Annotated in this window: 17 protein-coding genes and 1 tRNA gene; 10 read left to right on the top strand and 8 right to left on the bottom strand. The window is 40.2% G+C overall.

Annotation, left to right across the window (positions count from 1 at the left end):
• The first annotated feature begins 25 nt into the window (after positions 1–25).
• Together CH377_RS00695 and CH377_RS00690 are read left to right on the top strand one after the other, a co-directional pair.
• Positions 26–796: a hypothetical protein gene (locus CH377_RS00695; protein WP_100721939.1), complete on the top strand. Its 771-nt coding sequence runs from the start codon at positions 26–28 to the stop codon at positions 794–796.
• A 73-nt stretch (positions 797–869) separates the two neighbouring features.
• Entirely contained in the window at positions 870–1,523 is a 654-nt protein-coding gene (locus CH377_RS00690; RefSeq protein ID WP_100721938.1) for a DsbA family oxidoreductase, read from the top strand.
• Here the strand turns inward: CH377_RS00690 and CH377_RS00685 are convergent.
• Entirely contained in the window at positions 1,520–2,407 is an 888-nt protein-coding gene (locus CH377_RS00685) for a hypothetical protein (RefSeq protein WP_100721937.1), read from the bottom strand. The genes CH377_RS00690 and CH377_RS00685 overlap by 4 nt on opposite strands.
• Before the next feature lie 158 nt (positions 2,408–2,565).
• Here CH377_RS00685 and CH377_RS00680 point away from each other — a divergent pair, with 158 nt between their 5' ends.
• Positions 2,566–3,129, top strand: a complete 564-nt coding sequence (locus CH377_RS00680; protein ID WP_100721936.1) for a polyhydroxyalkanoate synthesis regulator DNA-binding domain-containing protein — start codon at positions 2,566–2,568, stop codon at positions 3,127–3,129.
• A gap of 68 nt (positions 3,130–3,197) precedes the next feature.
• Complete coding sequence (locus CH377_RS00675) at positions 3,198–4,076, top strand: HEAT repeat domain-containing protein (protein WP_100721935.1); 879 nt, start codon at positions 3,198–3,200, stop codon at positions 4,074–4,076.
• A 93-nt stretch (positions 4,077–4,169) separates the two neighbouring features.
• Here the strand turns inward: CH377_RS00675 and CH377_RS00670 are convergent.
• A tRNA-Val gene (locus CH377_RS00670) sits at positions 4,170–4,243 on the bottom strand.
• 327 nt (positions 4,244–4,570) lie between these two features.
• On the opposite strand from CH377_RS00670, the gene CH377_RS00665 reads away from it, so the two are divergent.
• Both CH377_RS00665 and CH377_RS00660 read left to right on the top strand, forming a co-directional pair.
• Positions 4,571–5,422, top strand: a complete 852-nt coding sequence (locus CH377_RS00665) for a metal-dependent hydrolase (RefSeq protein ID WP_100721934.1) — start codon at positions 4,571–4,573, stop codon at positions 5,420–5,422.
• Between the two features lie 12 nt (positions 5,423–5,434).
• Positions 5,435–6,280: a metal-dependent hydrolase gene (locus tag CH377_RS00660; RefSeq protein WP_100721933.1), complete on the top strand. Its 846-nt coding sequence runs from the start codon at positions 5,435–5,437 to the stop codon at positions 6,278–6,280.
• Positions 6,281–6,347: 67 nt separating this feature from the next.
• Here the strand turns inward: CH377_RS00660 and CH377_RS00655 are convergent, their stop codons facing one another.
• The 4 genes from CH377_RS00655 to CH377_RS00640 form a co-directional block, all read right to left on the bottom strand.
• Positions 6,348–6,644, bottom strand: a complete 297-nt coding sequence (locus CH377_RS00655) for a YciI family protein (protein ID WP_100721932.1) — start codon at positions 6,642–6,644, stop codon at positions 6,348–6,350.
• A gap of 64 nt (positions 6,645–6,708) precedes the next feature.
• The gene (locus CH377_RS00650) at positions 6,709–7,791 is read right to left on the bottom strand and encodes a fatty acid desaturase (RefSeq protein WP_100721931.1); all 1,083 of its coding nucleotides are present in this window, start codon (positions 7,789–7,791) and stop codon (positions 6,709–6,711) included.
• Between the two features lie 113 nt (positions 7,792–7,904).
• The gene (locus CH377_RS00645) at positions 7,905–9,188 is read right to left on the bottom strand and encodes a UvrD-helicase domain-containing protein (protein ID WP_100721930.1); all 1,284 of its coding nucleotides are present in this window, start codon (positions 9,186–9,188) and stop codon (positions 7,905–7,907) included.
• 63 nt (positions 9,189–9,251) lie between these two features.
• The gene (locus CH377_RS00640; RefSeq protein WP_100722770.1) at positions 9,252–10,154 is read right to left on the bottom strand and encodes a prohibitin family protein; all 903 of its coding nucleotides are present in this window, start codon (positions 10,152–10,154) and stop codon (positions 9,252–9,254) included.
• 145 nt (positions 10,155–10,299) lie between these two features.
• On the opposite strand from CH377_RS00640, the gene CH377_RS00635 reads away from it, so the two are divergent.
• Positions 10,300–10,644, top strand: a complete 345-nt coding sequence (locus CH377_RS00635; RefSeq protein ID WP_100722769.1) for a hypothetical protein — start codon at positions 10,300–10,302, stop codon at positions 10,642–10,644.
• A 41-nt stretch (positions 10,645–10,685) separates the two neighbouring features.
• A complete protein-coding gene (locus CH377_RS00630; protein WP_100721929.1) occupies positions 10,686–11,339 on the top strand; it encodes a DedA family protein in 654 nt (217 codons plus the stop codon).
• Positions 11,340–11,345: 6 nt separating this feature from the next.
• Here CH377_RS00630 and CH377_RS00625 read toward each other — a convergent pair whose 3' ends face one another.
• Positions 11,346–12,239: a hypothetical protein gene (locus CH377_RS00625; protein WP_100721928.1), complete on the bottom strand. Its 894-nt coding sequence runs from the start codon at positions 12,237–12,239 to the stop codon at positions 11,346–11,348.
• A 44-nt stretch (positions 12,240–12,283) separates the two neighbouring features.
• Entirely contained in the window at positions 12,284–13,102 is an 819-nt protein-coding gene (locus tag CH377_RS00620; protein ID WP_100722768.1) for a hypothetical protein, read from the bottom strand.
• Between the two features lie 418 nt (positions 13,103–13,520).
• Here CH377_RS00620 and CH377_RS00615 point away from each other — a divergent pair, with 418 nt between their 5' ends.
• Together CH377_RS00615 and CH377_RS00610 are read left to right on the top strand one after the other, a co-directional pair.
• Entirely contained in the window at positions 13,521–14,729 is a 1,209-nt protein-coding gene (locus CH377_RS00615) for a DUF4785 family immunoglobulin-like domain-containing protein (protein WP_100721927.1), read from the top strand.
• A 70-nt stretch (positions 14,730–14,799) separates the two neighbouring features.
• On the top strand, positions 14,800–16,137 hold the full coding sequence (locus CH377_RS00610; protein WP_100721926.1) for an adenylate/guanylate cyclase domain-containing protein: 1,338 nt from the start codon (positions 14,800–14,802) through the stop codon (positions 16,135–16,137).
• Positions 16,138–16,224 lie beyond the last annotated feature (87 nt).

The following is a 16,224-nucleotide window of genomic DNA, read 5'->3' as shown; positions in this document are numbered from 1 at the left end:
CCTCCAATTTCCGATAATCAATTCGATGGACTCGTACAAACCGAAACCACTTTTAAACAAAACGGAACTGAAACAGATCAAACGTTCCAGGACTCGGGTTCACGGCCAAAAAGTAATTACAGACGACGTTAAAAAGTTAAAATCACTTAGCGTTACGCCTGACTTACCTGAAGAAGAATTAGTAAATTATTATAAAGAACCTATTTGGATAGAATATTATATCCCAAGAGAATCCAGATTTGCCTATGAGATCAAATATCTTTACGTTTATCTTGTAAACTCTGAATCCAGACCGGCTCCAATGGATTCTATTTTAAGAGAAGCTCTGAAGAATGATCAATTTGTGGATCTTGTGGAAATTGCAATGCTCCATCCTGAAAAGGAAAAACTGATTCGAACTTCCTATACAAACTCTTGGCCATTCTTTGAGTCTATTTCCAACGGATTCAAACAATACCAACAAACCAAAGATCCTTATTATTTAAGAGTTCCACTTTACCATACTGAAAATCTAATGAAAAGGGAACCTTCTCTATCTACTTTAGAATTCACAGGAAACTTTTTTATCCATAATCTAAATTGGTTGATTCGTAGAATGAACAGAGGCGGAAAGGAATTCTCCTTAGAAGATGAGACAATTTCTATCCTGATCAAAAGAAGGAACGAATACTGGGAGAAAAAAAATCTACCTGCCGACGAGGACTTTGATCTATTTGCTGCATTATTCTACGAGCAGGCATTTCCGAATAGGGGCCTGGAAGAGATAGAAGCGGCAGAACTTCTAGACGAAGATTAATTCGTCTCCTTATCCCAAAAAAAGAATGCGATTTTCGCAGGCCTTGTAAGTCTAAGAATTACAGGGGAAGGCATTGGAAACTAGTATCTCAATTTATTCGGACGTAGTTTGTCCTTGGTGTTATATAGGTAAAAAAAGATTAGAGAAGGCAATCGAGTCTTGGGAATCTAATCACCCTGAAGACAAGATTGTCGTCGAGTGGAAACCATTCCAATTAAATCCTGATCTTCCTGAACAGGGAGAAGATAGAGAAGCACATATGGTCAGAAAATTCGGTTCTTTGGATCGAGTAAAAATGATGACCCAAAGAGTTTCCGATATCGCCAAAGAAGACGGAATACAGTTTGGTGAAATCTTACAAGGCCATCAACCGAATACATTTTTACTTCACGCTCTCATTCGTAAGGCCAGAAATTACGGAAAAGAAGGGGAACTCGCAGAAGTATTCTTCCAAAAGTTTTTTTCAGAAGGCAAAAATCTTTCCGATGATTCTATCATCCAAGAAAGTCTCACTCAAGTTGGAGTTCCAATATCCGAATTAGAAGAAGTTCGTAAAGATCCTTCTCTTCTTACCCAAATAGAAACGGAAGAAAATGAAGGTAAAATGTTGGGAGTAACCGGAGTACCTTTTTATATTTTTAATGAGAAGTATGCGGTTTCAGGTGCACAACCTGTAGATCTGTTCTTGCAAGTTTTCGATAAATTACAATCGGAAACCGGGGCTTAAGCAGAGATCTCAGTTCCTCGATTTGCTCCTTCTCCCATCCATAAAAATAAACGGCGGATCCTGTACAAATAGGCAGCTTCCGCTCTCTCTAACATTCCGTCCGGAACATTAGGAAACTCGTATTCTCTGATATTTCTGGGGCTTCCGGACCAATCGATCGCTTGGAAAAATGAATCTTTAGGAGGAGAGGCAAGGGCCAGTCTATCTCTTAAAAAAAGTAGAAGGTCCTTAGGTTCAAAAAAAGCCTTAGCGATATCTTTCAAACCGGTCGCCAAATTTTGGTACACATTTTCTTTATTAAAATCGATCAGACAAAAGCTAAGAGGAAAATACGGAGTTCCTAAAAGGCCTTTCATTTTAGGAACAAGTTCTCTAATTGAAAAAGATTCGGAATCCAATACTAGAACTCCCGGCTTGGTTTCTTTTAGTATATTAGGAAGTCCTAATATATCCTTGCACCAATGTGCATTTGATCCGCAGGCTCTAAGCAGAGATCTGTATTTGGAAAAAAGTTCCGAACTTTGGGTAAGTACTACCATCTCCGGATGTAAAGGTTTTGAAAATTTGAAGAATGGAAATTCTTCCAATGCAAATGAATTCAGATCATAGATACGAGTTGCTCCGGCTCTCACGAAAGAGTTTTTTCCTTCCGTATCAAATCTTCCGATCAAGCAAACTTCTCTGGACCAATCATGAGCGGAACGGATATCTTCGGGACTTGCATCCTTCTTCCAAACTAAAACTTCTTTAGTAGAAGAGGGGAATCCGGAACTTCTTACCCATTCAAGATGATCTATTCCTTTCCACTTTAACAAAGCGACTAGGAACTCTTGTTCATCCGAGCTAAGTCGGTGCAGAAGTAAGGCATCGGATAGTAAGTTCATCTCTTTGCAAAGGAAGGGTTTTTTCCTTGACCTTGGGGATTTTCATCCGATCCTAGAATTGGTGCATTGCGGAAAACCCGCAACTAGAAAGGGGAATCGGAAAGAAAAACAAGTTTGCAGGCTTGTCCTGAAAGCGTTGATTACGAGCAAAACCAAGAATGAAAGTTCTGAAAAGATACGCAAACAGAAGGTTGTACGATCCCGAAACCAGCAAAACGATTACTCTAGAAGATGTCGCCGAGATGATCATCGCGGGCGAAGAGATTAAAGTAATCGATAATATGAGCGGTCAGGATATCACCCCTAAAATCCTAGGCCAGACCTTTCTTAAAGTAAGTTTGGGTCAAAGAAACGAAGAATTCTCCAATTATATGCTTTCAGCCCTGATCCGAGAAACGGGCAAAGATATCAGCGCATTATTCGGCCGTTTGGTCCTGGGAGGTATAGGTCTCGCCTATCTTACCAAGGAAAAAATGGACAGGATCTTACAGAGTATGGTAGCTTTGGGAGAACTTCGACTGGAAGAGGTGAAAAGTTACCGCGAAGACCTACTCACCCATTTGGCACAAAGAGCCAGTGAAAACAGCGAACAGATCCAGGAAGACCTCAAAAAAGTGGGTCGAGAATTGGAAGAAGGCGGCGAAAAGGAATTGGCTGTCGAGGATCTATCGGAGAAAATTCGCAAGATTGCGGAAAGAGTCAAGGAATCCGAGTCCTTATAAGGGGATTTGCGGCTTCCTAAAGTTAAGATCGAACTTATTAAATCCGATAAACAACATAGGGGGAACCCATGTCGACCGTAAGAATCCTAATCCTCGGAATCATAGTATCACTAACTACTCAACTCTCTGCTAAAGAGCAGATTTATGAGAAGTTGGACCAATTGTTTTACGACCAAGTCGAAAAATTGCAGAGTGGAAACCTAGAAGAAAGGATCCAGGCTGCGGATTATCTAAAATTCGTAAGCAGCAAGCTCGCGGTTCGCCCTCTTTTGAAGGCCTTGAAGGGAAATCCGAACGTTCCTAAATCGGAAGAGAATTCCCCCACTTTAAAATTCACCATCGCCCAAGCACTGGGAGCAATGGAGTCCGATGTTGCCGGGCCAGGAATGTTGGAAGAATTTAAAAAGATCTCCGCTACCGTTCAGGAAGGGGATTATCCTGCATTCAGTTCACCAGACGGTTATAATATGGTGATCGCTACCGGAGAGATTATCCGAAATGTGGGACTTCTTCCTTATACTAAGGAAAATCAAGAAGCGATCGTAAATGCTTTAAACCATCCGAATTTTTACGTAAGAGCTTCCGCAGCGGACGGGTTGAAAAATCTGAATCGTAAGGAAACTCTCGGCCAATTAAACTCAGCGATCGATAAGGAAAAAAATCCTTTTGCGAAAGTTGCGATCTTAAACGCGATCGTATACATCAATCGTATAGCGAACCAGAAGTTCTACGATATGTGTGCTTTCTTAAAAGATGAATCTCCTTTAGTTCGGTATAGAACATCCATTGCAGTGGGAGAAGTCGACCTGAAAGCAGGAGAATATTCTCTGAGAGAAGCCCTACTCGTCGAACACGATAAAATGGTAAGAGAGCAGATCAAAAAGGACCTGGCAAGTGTAACAGGATTCAAGATGCCTGCGAATCTTCCTCTTTTCTTAAAAGACTGATCCTTTCTTATATTTCTTAAGATGCAAAAAGCCTCCGATTTCGGGGGCTTTTTTGTTTTTAACGGAAGTATTGCGGGGAAGGGAATAAAACCCTGGGAGATACTGGGATCGAACCAGTGACCTCTACCATGTCAAGGTAGCGCTCTAACCAGCTGAGCTAATCCCCCGGTAATCGCCAGTATTTAGGCTCAAAGCACAGCGTAAAGCCTTTGTTATTTCCAAAGCCTCAAGGAAGAAGTCTCCATCTTCTTTAAAAGAAAGCTTCTCCACATATTTTTTGAAAAAGAAGAAGGTCCGTTTTTGCCGGAATTTGCTTTTTCAATCGCTGATTTTTAGCAAAACAATCGTTATAAAAAGTGATTTCTGGAAGAAATCTTATTCTTTTTCTGGCTGATTTCGAAATCGGCAAGGGTTTTCCGAGATCGGCAGGCGAATCGATTTGGAAAGGTTTATAGTAAGTCTCACGAAACCCGAAAAAAACAGGGGAGATAGAAATGTCAGTGAAGGCAGAAAAAAAAGAACGGAATATTAAGCCGATCAACGGCGATTCTCCAAGCGTTCGTAAGATGGACTTCGAAGGGTTGGACCAATTATCAGATTATTACGTGGCAGGGAATTCCTTCCTGACCCATACGGTGAATGCATACCATGTGATCTTTCCGGAAGGAGAAAGATTTTTTATTAAAAGTGTAAAAGCTTTTGCGGATCAAGTGAAGGATCCTGCATTACAAAATAGTATTAAAGGTTTTATCGGACAAGAAGTTCAACACGGGAAAGAGCATGAAAAAGCTCTGGATATGTTGGCGAAACAAGGGCGTCCGGTTTCTAAGATCCTGAATTTTTATAATAAGACTGCTTACGGATTTTTCTGGCCTGTTTTAGAATTTATCTTTGGTAAAAAGTTGAAACTTGCAGTAACTGCAGGTTTAGAACATTATACCGCTTCCTTGGGAGAAGTTACTTTAAGATTCGGACTTCACGAGCAAGCAGAAGGGGAAATGAGAAATCTACTTCTTTGGCATGCGTGTGAAGAGATAGAGCATAAGTCTGTAGCGTATGATGTTCTTCAGACAGTTTCCAAAAGTTATGTTTTAAGAACGTTTGGGTTTATCGTAGCCTCTATTATGTTTTGGGGTTATGCATTTACTCTACAACATATGTTTATTTTTGCCGATCCTAAGATCGGATTCAAAAGATATTTTTCGGACCTTATTTCTGCAGGCTCTTACGCAAGATTGATCGTTATTGAAGTAGGAAAATTAGCACTCCTATACTTCAAACCCGGTTTCCATCCGAGCCAAACCGGCGGTTACGATCTGGCAAACGCTGCATTAGCAACTATTTAAGAGGAGAATACAATGAGTATCCAAACTAAGAATAAAAATTTAAAATCGATAGATGCGAATTCTCCTACAGTTCGTAAGATGAATTTCGAAGGTCTGGAAAATTTACCGGATCATTATATCGCAAATAATGCATTCATGACCCATACAGTGAATGCGTATCATATCTTATTTCCGGAAGGAGAAAGATTTTTTATCAAGAGTGTGAAAGCATTTGCAGACCAAGTGAAAGATCCTGGCCTTTCTTCCAGAGTGAAATCTTTTATCGGGCAAGAAGTCCAACATGGAAAAGAACATGAAAAGATCCTAGAGATCTTAAAAGGCCAAGGAAGACCGATTACTCTTATGGAAAAGGTTTATAAATGGACTGCTTTCAGCTTCTTCTTACCTGTATTCGAATTTTTCTTCGGTAAAAAACTGAAACTTGCGGTAACTGCGGGTCTAGAACATTATACAGCTAGTATGGCTGAAATTTCTATCCGCCATAATTTTCACGATGATGCATACGGCGAGATGAGAAGCCTACTTCTTTGGCATGCTTGCGAAGAGATTGAGCATAAGTCTGTTGCGTATGATGTTCTCCAAACTGTTTCTAAAAGTCATTTCCTAAGGATCATGGGATTCATCGTAGCATCCTTCATGTTCTGGGGATATGCTTTAAGCCTACAACATTGGTTCTTACTCACTGATAAGAAAGTAGGATTCCGTAAATATTTCCAAGACATGAAGTCTGCACGCAAGATCGGCAGGATCTTATATCCTCAACTTTTCAGCGCAGCGCTTCTATACTTTAAAAAAGATTTTCATCCGGACCAAACTGGCGGATACGAGCTTGCGAATGCGGCTCTGGTAACTATCTAGCACCCATCCAATCACTTTGCTCCCCGCTTCCCGTGCTCCGAAAGGGGTCGGGAGGCGGTTTTTTTCTTTAACCTTCTACCCAATCCTTTATGAATGTCTGGTGTTTTACCGGATGGAACTCAGTGTATTTATAATTTGCATAACCTAGTTTTGCAAACGGATCATCTTTCATTAATTCGCTGATCTTTTCTAGAGATACGGATTTTGCGATGATCATTCCGCCATTTCTAGGTTCTTTCGGTCCGGAAAGAAGAAAGGTCTCAACATCATATAAGGTTTGTAAAAACTCTCTATGAGCAGGGACCGCTTGGTCTAGTTTTTCGAGTGGTACTAAATATTCTAATTCGATCAGGAAAAATTTCATTCTGGAAATCAGACTTACTGGCTTCCCTTAAAAATCAATTCCCAATCGTTTAAAATTGAAATTTTTAAGTAGCTGCTTCTAATTCAGGCTCTGACTCATCCTCATCGTTGAATGCTTCGGAATAGGTCATCCATCTTTTAGTGTCAGGATCCATAAGTTTACATTTGGATGTGGACTCGATATAGTCTTTCCAAACGGATTTTCTTTCTACCACGTAAGCTCCATAATGTACTTTGATCTCTTCCAAAGCCTGGCCCAATTTATAGAAAGGGATTTTCATGTGAACATGATGAGGAGAATGAATGAAAATATTATGCATGAAGAAGTTCAGTATTTTAGGCACATGATAATTTACAGTTCCTCTCATTTGCCCGTAAAAAGGGGTCCAATCGTCCGCTTCTTTCCAAGGAACTTCGGGACGAATATGATGCACATATACGGTAACTCCGATAAAATAGTTCCAAGAAATAAAAGGAAGAAGCCATACCTTTAGAAAAAACCATGCTCCTAATCCTAGATCAAATCCGGTAGGAGTATTTCCTCCGAAATAGAAAACAGCACCGGCAGAACCGAATGCAAATATGAGCATAAGTAATTTATCTCTGAGAGCTTCTTTCATCGGAGCTGTAAAAAGGACCATTCCTTTTAACCAGATCTCTACCAGATAATAGATCCCTCCTCCGAGTGCGGACCAAGAAAGTCTATGGAAAGTCTTCCTGAATATTCCAAAATTTTTATATTGTTCCGGAGTTACAGGATGCCATACGAAATCACCTTTTATTTTGATTGTATGGCCGTGATGGACCCTATTATGTCCATAACCCCATTGGTTATAAGCATGCAATGAAGGAAGCATTGCGATCTGTCCTATCCAATATGCAAGCCTTTCACTTTTAAATAGTGCTCCGTGACATGCATCATGCCCGATTATAAAAAGAGAAGCAATGCTTAAACCCGCAAATACCCATAGAAATGGCAGATAATACCAAGTTTCAACATTCCAAAGTAGGAACATCGTGACCGAGAAGAAGAATAGATCCCGGATAAAATATGCGATCCCTAAATAAGTGGGATTATCGAAGCTGCTATCGGAGATAATCTCCCTTACACTTCCAAGAGTTTCTTTCAGTTCTGTATTCTTTTTCATCTTATATCCTACATTTCCTATAATAGGAGGTTTTATTTACGGATTGTTAGATGAGAGCGGATCGTTTCCGCTTTGTTGCAGAAAAAAATCAGGATTTAAAATAATTCTGCAATTCAAGATTTGAAGATTGGTACCTCTCTCTTAAAATAAGAGAAAAATAAGTCTTCAGAGGTTTCTCTGCCCGAACCTGTCTTTTTACCTAAGATAATGAGACAATCCTTAGCTCTGGAAAGTCCGACATATAGAACTCTATGCTCTTCTTCTTTGATTTGTTCGGGAGAATCTTTCCTGAGATTCCAGCCATCGGCCAAGTCCACAATCACTGTATGAAATTCTAAACCTTTAGAAGAATGAATCGTAAGTAATAACTCGGGTGGAACGCCGGCACGTAGATATTCTCTGATCCTATGATTGGAGCGGCATAATATTTTCAACTCTCCTCCACTTCGCTTATACAATTCTCCCAAATAAGTAAATAATTCCGGGATCTTATCTATTTTAATCCTAGAAACGATCGCCTTTCCTTTGCGGTGTGCGATTACCTTTTTCTCTATTTTATTCTTATTTTTAGAGATAGGTATGGAAGAAGTATCCACGATTTTTGGCAAAGATCTGTAATTCGTATTCAGGAATTTTCGGGTGCAAGGCTGGAACATTTCCGGAAAATTCAAAAAATTGAATATGTCTGCTTTTCTAAATGAATATATACCCTGGCTGTCATCTCCAACCACCAAAATTTTTGACTGTTCCGAGAGCAATTTCAGAAATCTAAGCTGTTCCGGGTCGGTGTCTTGGAATTCATCTACTAAGATCCTTTTTAAACTTTTTTTCGGAATTTCGGTCCAAGATTCTCCGTTTTCTAAAGAATCTAAGAACAAAGTGACTAAATCATCCAGATCTAGTTTTCCTTCTTTTCGTTTGAAAGTTTTGTAATCTTCTAATAAGGGACTTTTCCATGTCTGAGGAAAGTCAGAAGGTAATGTAGAATTTCCGATCAAAAGTTCGTAAGGAATTCCGCCGATGATATCCGATTCTTTACGGAACCATTCTCTAAAAAATAGATTCTTTTCGGAATTGGTTAGGATAGAAGGTCTTCTATTTTTAAAATCAGGATGCCAGTTGATCAGGGCTCTTAAGCAGAACGCATGAAATGTGTGAACTCTTACTGAATCTATATTAGTTTTCTTTTTAATTCTTTCTCTGATCTCACCTGCTGCTTTTCGGGTGAAACTTAAGACGAGTATTTCTTCTCCGCTTGTACCGTGAGAAAGTTCGTTTTGAACTACTCCTACTAAAGTACTGGTCTTTCCTGAGCCTGCAGCGGCGATTACTTGTAAAAATCTGGAACGATCTAGTATGATCTCTTGTTGGGCTTCGCTGAATTGGGAAAGGTTCATGCAGAACCGTTTCCCAAATTTTATTCAGCACGCGCAATTTTTGAAAAGAACGGACCTTCTTCCTTATTTATCTCCTGCCGGAGGAAGATCGATCGATTTAGGACCATCCGATGGAGTATTTATGATCATAGGAAGGGAATCTTTTCCAGTAGGCACAAATAAAAGTTTTGTATTAGGATTTTCGAAAGCCTTTAGCTGGATATATTGTTTTGTCAATTGTGCAGCGATCATCTTTTGTGCTTTAGCTCTTGCCTGCGCTTCGATTACAGTTGCCTGTGCAGTTCCTTCCGCTTCAATCACTGTGGATTTTGCTTTAGCTTCTGCGTGGATCACTGTGATTTCCGCGTCCTTCTTCGCTATATTGATCTCGAACTTCATCTGTTCCTGTTCTTGCTCTTTAGTAAGTTTACCTTCTATCGCAGTCAGGATGGGGCGGCTATATTCTATATCGTCTATGATCACATCGTCTATTTCTACGTGTTTTCCTCTTAACTTTTCCCCCAAGGCCTGGCGAATATCCTGAGATACCTTAGGCGTTTCCTTAGAAATTTTGATCATACTATAAGCGGATAATGCGTTACGAACGGATGTCCTGAACTGAGGACGTACCACCTTTTCGTAATAATCCGGACCTATTTCTATTTGAAGATTATAAATTTCTCCCGGGACAGGTCTAAGAATGACTGCAGCAACAACATTAATGGTCAAATCATCCCTGGTAAGTACATCTACCTTCTCCTTATAGGAAGTCCATTGGGTTTGGTATAATACTACGTCGTTCCATGGAGCGTAGAAATAAATTGCGTTCGTCAATAGGTCCTTTTGTAACCCGCTTGTCAACGGGTGATATCTGAGTCCTGCCTCTCCTGGACGAATATTCGTATAACAACCCGTTCCCGCGAGCAAGCTCAGGGAAAGAAGGGAAAACAAACTCAAACTTTTTGTTAATAATTGAAACCTGGTCATATAAATCTCCGTAGGACCTGTGTATTGTTGGACCATGTTCGGATTGGGAACGTTTCCGGATCTTTAAGAATCGGAATGGGCGACAATGAAAAACGAATGTACGAAACTGTACTTTTGATTTGAATTGGCCTAACGGATGGAAGGCATGGAAGAAGATCTCCAAAACTTGTCTAAAATCAGGACCAGATTTAGAGGGGTTGTGGAATCTATTTCGACAGATCCAAATCCGGAAAAAGCAAGGATCTTGATCAAAGACATAAAACTGCTGGTTTCAGGCAGGAAGGTGATCTACGCTCAGGACTTTTATTATTCTTTTCGTTTTAGGAAACAGAATCTGAAACAAGGTGATCCTGTAGAATTTGATGCCAGGATTAGACCCGACAAAAGAGGAGTTTCCTCCGAAAAAATCCGTTTAAATTATCCCACAAAAATTTATAAACAAGGCCCAGATCAAGCAGGTCTGTTCCCGGAAGTACACTCTAACATTTGACTTCCCCGAAGGACCCTTGAATCTGACCTTCGGAGCTTAAATTGGAAACTATCAAATATCTTTTAGACTTCTTCTTGCATCTTGAAAATCATTTGGATGCATTAATCATTGCTTATGGCACTTGGATCTATTTGATCTTATTTTTGATCATCTTTTGTGAAACCGGCCTTGTTGTAACTCCTATACTTCCTGGAGATAGCTTACTTTTTGCTTTAGGCGCATTTGCGGCCAGAGGAAGTTTGGATCTTTCTACCTTGCTTGTGCTTCTCATTATTGCTGCGATCTTAGGAGACACAGTCAATTATGCGATCGGTCATTTGGCAGGAGAGAAAATTCTCGCAAAGGAGAAAGTCCCCTTCCTGAATAAAAAACATTTAGAGAAGGCTCACCAATTCTATGAAGAATACGGTGGAAAGACTATCATCATCGCAAGATTCATCCCTATCGTCAGGACATTCGCCCCTTTCGTAGCAGGGATCGGGAGTATGACTTATACTAAATTCATTTTGTATAATATAGTTGGCGGAGTGGTTTGGATCGCTATTTTCCTATTTGGCGGTTATAAGTTCGGCAACTTGGAATTCGTTCAACGGAACTTTAAGATCGTAATTCTCGCTATCATTATCATTTCAGTAATGCCTGCTGTGATAGAATATATTAGAGAAATGAGAAAGGCTAAAGCTTCGGGAAAATAACCGATTTTATTGGCTACAATCCTTGGTCTGATTTAAATTTTTGACCAAGGGTTTGTCCTTGTAACGTTTGAACGGTGGCGGTTCCATATCTCTTGCGATATCCGAATCTCCACCTCTTCCTCCCGGACTGATCCCCACAGGTCCGAAACTAGAAGCAGGATAAAAACAAACCGGAAACTCTTTTGCATTTTCCAATTTTTTGGTCTTTTCGTCTGTTTTAAAAACTTGGTCTTTTATTCGAACGTATAGAAGATTAGAATTTTCCGACCAACGGATTCTGAACTCGGGAGTTTCTTCCCATTTAGCCAAAGGGAACTCAAAATAAGATCTATCATAAGAAGAAGATTGTCCGTTTACATCCGCTATGATTAGCACAGGGGACTCGATCTCCAGATCCGATTTCAATTTTCCTAATATAATGGCGGCCTTTCCTCCGTCCGGAGAAGGTACGAATTGAAAGATTGTTTGGTCTTCTCTCTGAAAACTTTTAGGTTCGAAGGATCGAAATCCTTTCGGGGACCAAACGGCAGGGAAACGAATGGACCCGCCGTATTCATCATTTGCGCCTTGGATCCAAAATAAACGATTCGTTGCGGAATGAAAATAAACAGATCCCGGCAATGTCCAAGAGCCTATTTCGTAAGAATATATCGGAGGATCTCCGGAATCACTTCCGGTTCCCGATATTTCATAAATTCTGAATTTAGTTCTGTAATTCTTTTTGTGAGTGGTTCCACTCAAAGGATTCCACGCATCCTTTTCTTCATAGATCACTTCTGTTTGGATTATATTTTTGCCGGTTTCGGACCATCCTCTTTCGATCGCAAGGCTTGCGGGTCTCCATTGGATTTGTGAGCAGTGGAATATTAATAAGGGGAGTAAGACGGTTAAGATTTTCATAAACGATAGCGCGCCGGTTTTTCGACGCGCTACTTTGGATTGGATTATCTCCAGCCTTCGTTTTTCAATTCACTGTGGTTCAAGTATAATCCTGAGGATCCTACGGAAGGAGCTCTCGTGTGACCTTGGAACTGAGTATAGGTTACGTTCGAGTTGAACGGCCAAATACCTTCGCTCTGAGTCAACGAAGATTGGCAAACGCTAACTCCGCCCGACTTGTTATAAGCACAGGAAGAATGGAAAGCGACTGCGTAATCGTCCTCGCCCGGAAGAATCAGTGATGCACCAGCCATACCTTTATAACCTGGTACTTGGTATACAGTGATACCTGCAGTGTTGTTGTGGTTGTAAGCTCCACGAGCAGTTCCAACGATTAGGGATTTGTCCATTGCGTTACCTCCAAATCCGAATGTAATACCATTCAGAGCAGAAGCAAGTTCGGATCCACCAGATGCAGAAGCTAAAGCAGTAACTTTAGTTACATTATAACCTTTGCTAGAAGTAGTTCCACCTAAGCTAGATAACCAATACTCAATCGCATAACAACCCGCGCTATGACATACGATCTTGCAGGAGTTAGATCCCTTGCAATATGTATTCAAGCCCGTAGTGATATTGGTCTGAGCTCTTGCCGATCCATAATTTCTTGGGTCAGAAGTTCCGTCGTATCCAACGAAAATTTTGCTTCCGGACACAGAGTTCGGTGCACTTCCCCAATAATTATTCACGTCAGTAGTTCCCACTCCGTTGTGGTTGCTGTCAGACTTTCCGTGAATGAAAACCGTATAGGTTTGCGCAGAAAGTGAGCCAACAAATAACGATGCGAAAACACATCCCAATACCATACTTTTCCAATTTTTCATCTTCTCTATTCTCCGATCTTTTGGGAAAACCAAAACCATAGCTTTTGATTTTCCCGGTCTACAAGTATGGGGTAAGCGGCTTTTTGAGTCAAGTGATTGGACTTTTTTTAATATAACGGGTAGAATGTAAAAATGAATACAAACAGATAAGCATATTATCAAATTATAATATATAGCAATCGCTACAATAGCATGCAGTGTTAGTTACAATTTATTTCCAAACAATTGTTACAAGATTTGTAAGTGGAAAATAAGAAGATTGCCAAATCAAATAATAAGACCTAAAAGAATTCGTTCTAATAAAATTAGTCCAAAAGGGTTAGCGAATTTCTTCTTTAGGGATTCTTAAAATAAAGGTTGAGAATGGTCTCGCATTTCATATATAGGTGAGCCTGTACTGGGCATTGAAAAATTAGAGATGAGTCAAAAAAAAATTTTTATCTACCTTGGCATTGCTATAGCGGCTGCCTTGGTTTTCTATCTATTAAGGGATGAAGCTGAAGAGAACGGTTGGTTTTTATCAGAAGAAGAGAAAAAAGCAAAAGCAGAATGGATGGCGAAAGGAAGTCCACCAGGTGGTAGTTCTGCATCGGAGAATCCAAATTTTTTGGAAAGTTTGGATGAGTCTATTCCTCCGGAAAAAATTTTAAAAGATTATTTAGAATGGTCGGAATATCCGCCTAACTCAAGGCCTTTGAGCAAGTTCAACGAAGATCTCACGAACCCTTATTTTATCCAACTTTCTCCTATCGCAATGGTGGATAAACCTGAGGATAAAAAACCAAACGGGTACTCCTGTAAATTACAACCTTTACAATGGGCAGCGATAGGTGTGAAGGACCCTCTTCATATCACTTTGGAATGTTTCAATACGAGCAATTTTGAAAAAGTCCCATTAAATATCCGTAATGTAAAACTTTGGAAAGAATTCGACGGAAACAAATTTGTGGCTCTTCCTCCCGACGGAAATGACAAGGGTATAGATGGGGATGCTCATGCTAAGGATAATATTTTCACATTCGAATGGAGGCCCACCTACAAGGATTGGGGAGATATGTTCCTGGAGGTAGAGTTTGAATACGCTAAGGAGAAGAAGCAGGGCAAAGTCCTATCCTCCTTCTTCTCTTCTCCTTACCAACCTGCAGAATGGAGCGGATATTTTCTAGATGTTCCAAGAGATGGCTCGTTGAGCGTAAAGACTGGAGTAAACGTATTCAAGGCTGGGACCTATCATTTAGAAGCTAATCTTGTGAATGCCGGAAATGGGGATCCAATAGCTTGGGCAAGTTTCGATGGAAAATTGAATGCAGGAAGGCAAGAAGTCGAATTTTTGTTTTTCGGCAAATTGATCCGAGAAAGTGGATACGAGGGCCCTTATGCCTTGACCCAATTGAGAGGTCATAGGGTAAATCTTGCTGTAGATCCAGATTGGTTCGGGCAAGGAGAAGAAGGAATGAGAAGGATCCTTGCAGCAAAAACTACTGAGCCTGATAAAGAGTTAGTTGGTCCTTATAATAAGGAAAACTATACTACTAAGGAGTATAATCTGAATACTTTCTCCTTGAAAGCCTATGAGTCTCCTGAGAAGGATCAGAAGGTGAAACAGTTACAGGATCTCGCGCGTTAGGCGGAACTATTTGAGTTCGTTTGAAGCAGAACCGATTTTTTGAAAGGATAGAAAGAAGGCGAATGAAGGAATGAAAAGGGTAACTGATATATATGATACGATACGAGATTGGTTTCAAAGTAAAAAAATCACTAGTGGTTTGACTGAATCCGAAGCAAGACCGGTCCGAACTACATTTTACACTCAATTGAGTATGATTGTGATCCCGACACTGCTAACAGTCTCAATCTATTTTAATGAACCTCCTGAAACCCATACTTTCTCTTTTATCCATTATTTCCTTCTTATCATTCCGGTGCTAATTGCATTTTATTTATTAAGATTACGTTATTATAATTTATCTGCGGTAATTACATTAATCGCAGTTAATTATCACCTTTTAGCACTGACAATGTCTCAAGCGGATGATCCCGCATATTTAGGGTTTTTACTTACTTCTACTTTGTCATTTCTAATGATCTCTAAGAAGTTTAATGCTGTAAGGATCATAATCTCTATTTTGCCTTTAGGGCTTTTTGTTTCTACCCAGTATTATTATAAAGTTTTAGGCGGGCATGCGATATTTGGTCCGCCGAGATGGGTAGTGCCAGCCGAGTATCTTATGCCTCCTCTGATATTGCTATGTTTTACTTTTGTTCTGGTTGTTTACCAATTTGTAAAGGCGGTAGATACGGCAGAAGCAAAGTTGACTGAAGAACATAAAAAGTCCGAGCAATTACTTCTTAATATATTACCGGAAGAAATTGCCCAAGAGTTAAAAGAGAAGGGAGTTTCCGAACCTCGACTGCATCGTAGTGCAACGGTTTGTTTTACCGACTTCAAAGGTTTTACTCAGATCGCGGAAACTCTATCTCCAACAGAACTTGTCGCAGAGCTAGACCGTTGTTTCTCTTATTTTGATAGCGTAATGGTAAGGCATAATCTAGAGAAGCTCAAGACAATCGGGGACAGCTACATGTTTGCTGGTGGTATCCCTGAATCAAATGCTACACACTCCGTCGACTGTGTGATGGCCGCTCTGGAAATCCAAGCATTCATGAATCAAATGAAAGAGATCAAAACAAATCAGGGCCTACAATATTGGGAGCTTCGACTTGGGATTCATTCAGGTGATCTAATAGCAGGCGTAATCGGCGAAAAGAAGTTCGCATATGACGTATGGAGCGACACGGTCAATACTGCGAGTCGATGTGAATCGTCCGGCATTCCTGGTCGTATTAATATTTCCGGTACTACATATGAACTAGTAAAGGATTTCTTCGATTGTGAATACAGAGGTGCCATACCAGCTAAAAACAAAGGAGAGATTGAAATGTACTTTGTAAACGGGCTTTTGCCTGATCTTCGACGATCCGGAGAAGATCGGATCCCGAACGAAGAGTTTCGGCGACGATACGAGAGGCTCTAATATTGCGCTCCGGGCTCGCAAAGGCCCGAATACCCATTAATTCCACAAATTATAGTTCTATCTTTGATTAAGAAACCGCAAAAAAAG

This window comes from Leptospira haakeii, from assembly GCF_002812045.1.
Taxonomy (GTDB): Bacteria; Spirochaetota; Leptospiria; order Leptospirales; family Leptospiraceae; genus Leptospira_B; species Leptospira_B haakeii.
Note: the sequence above shows the minus strand (reverse complement) of the source record. Positions and strands in the feature narration are given on the sequence as shown.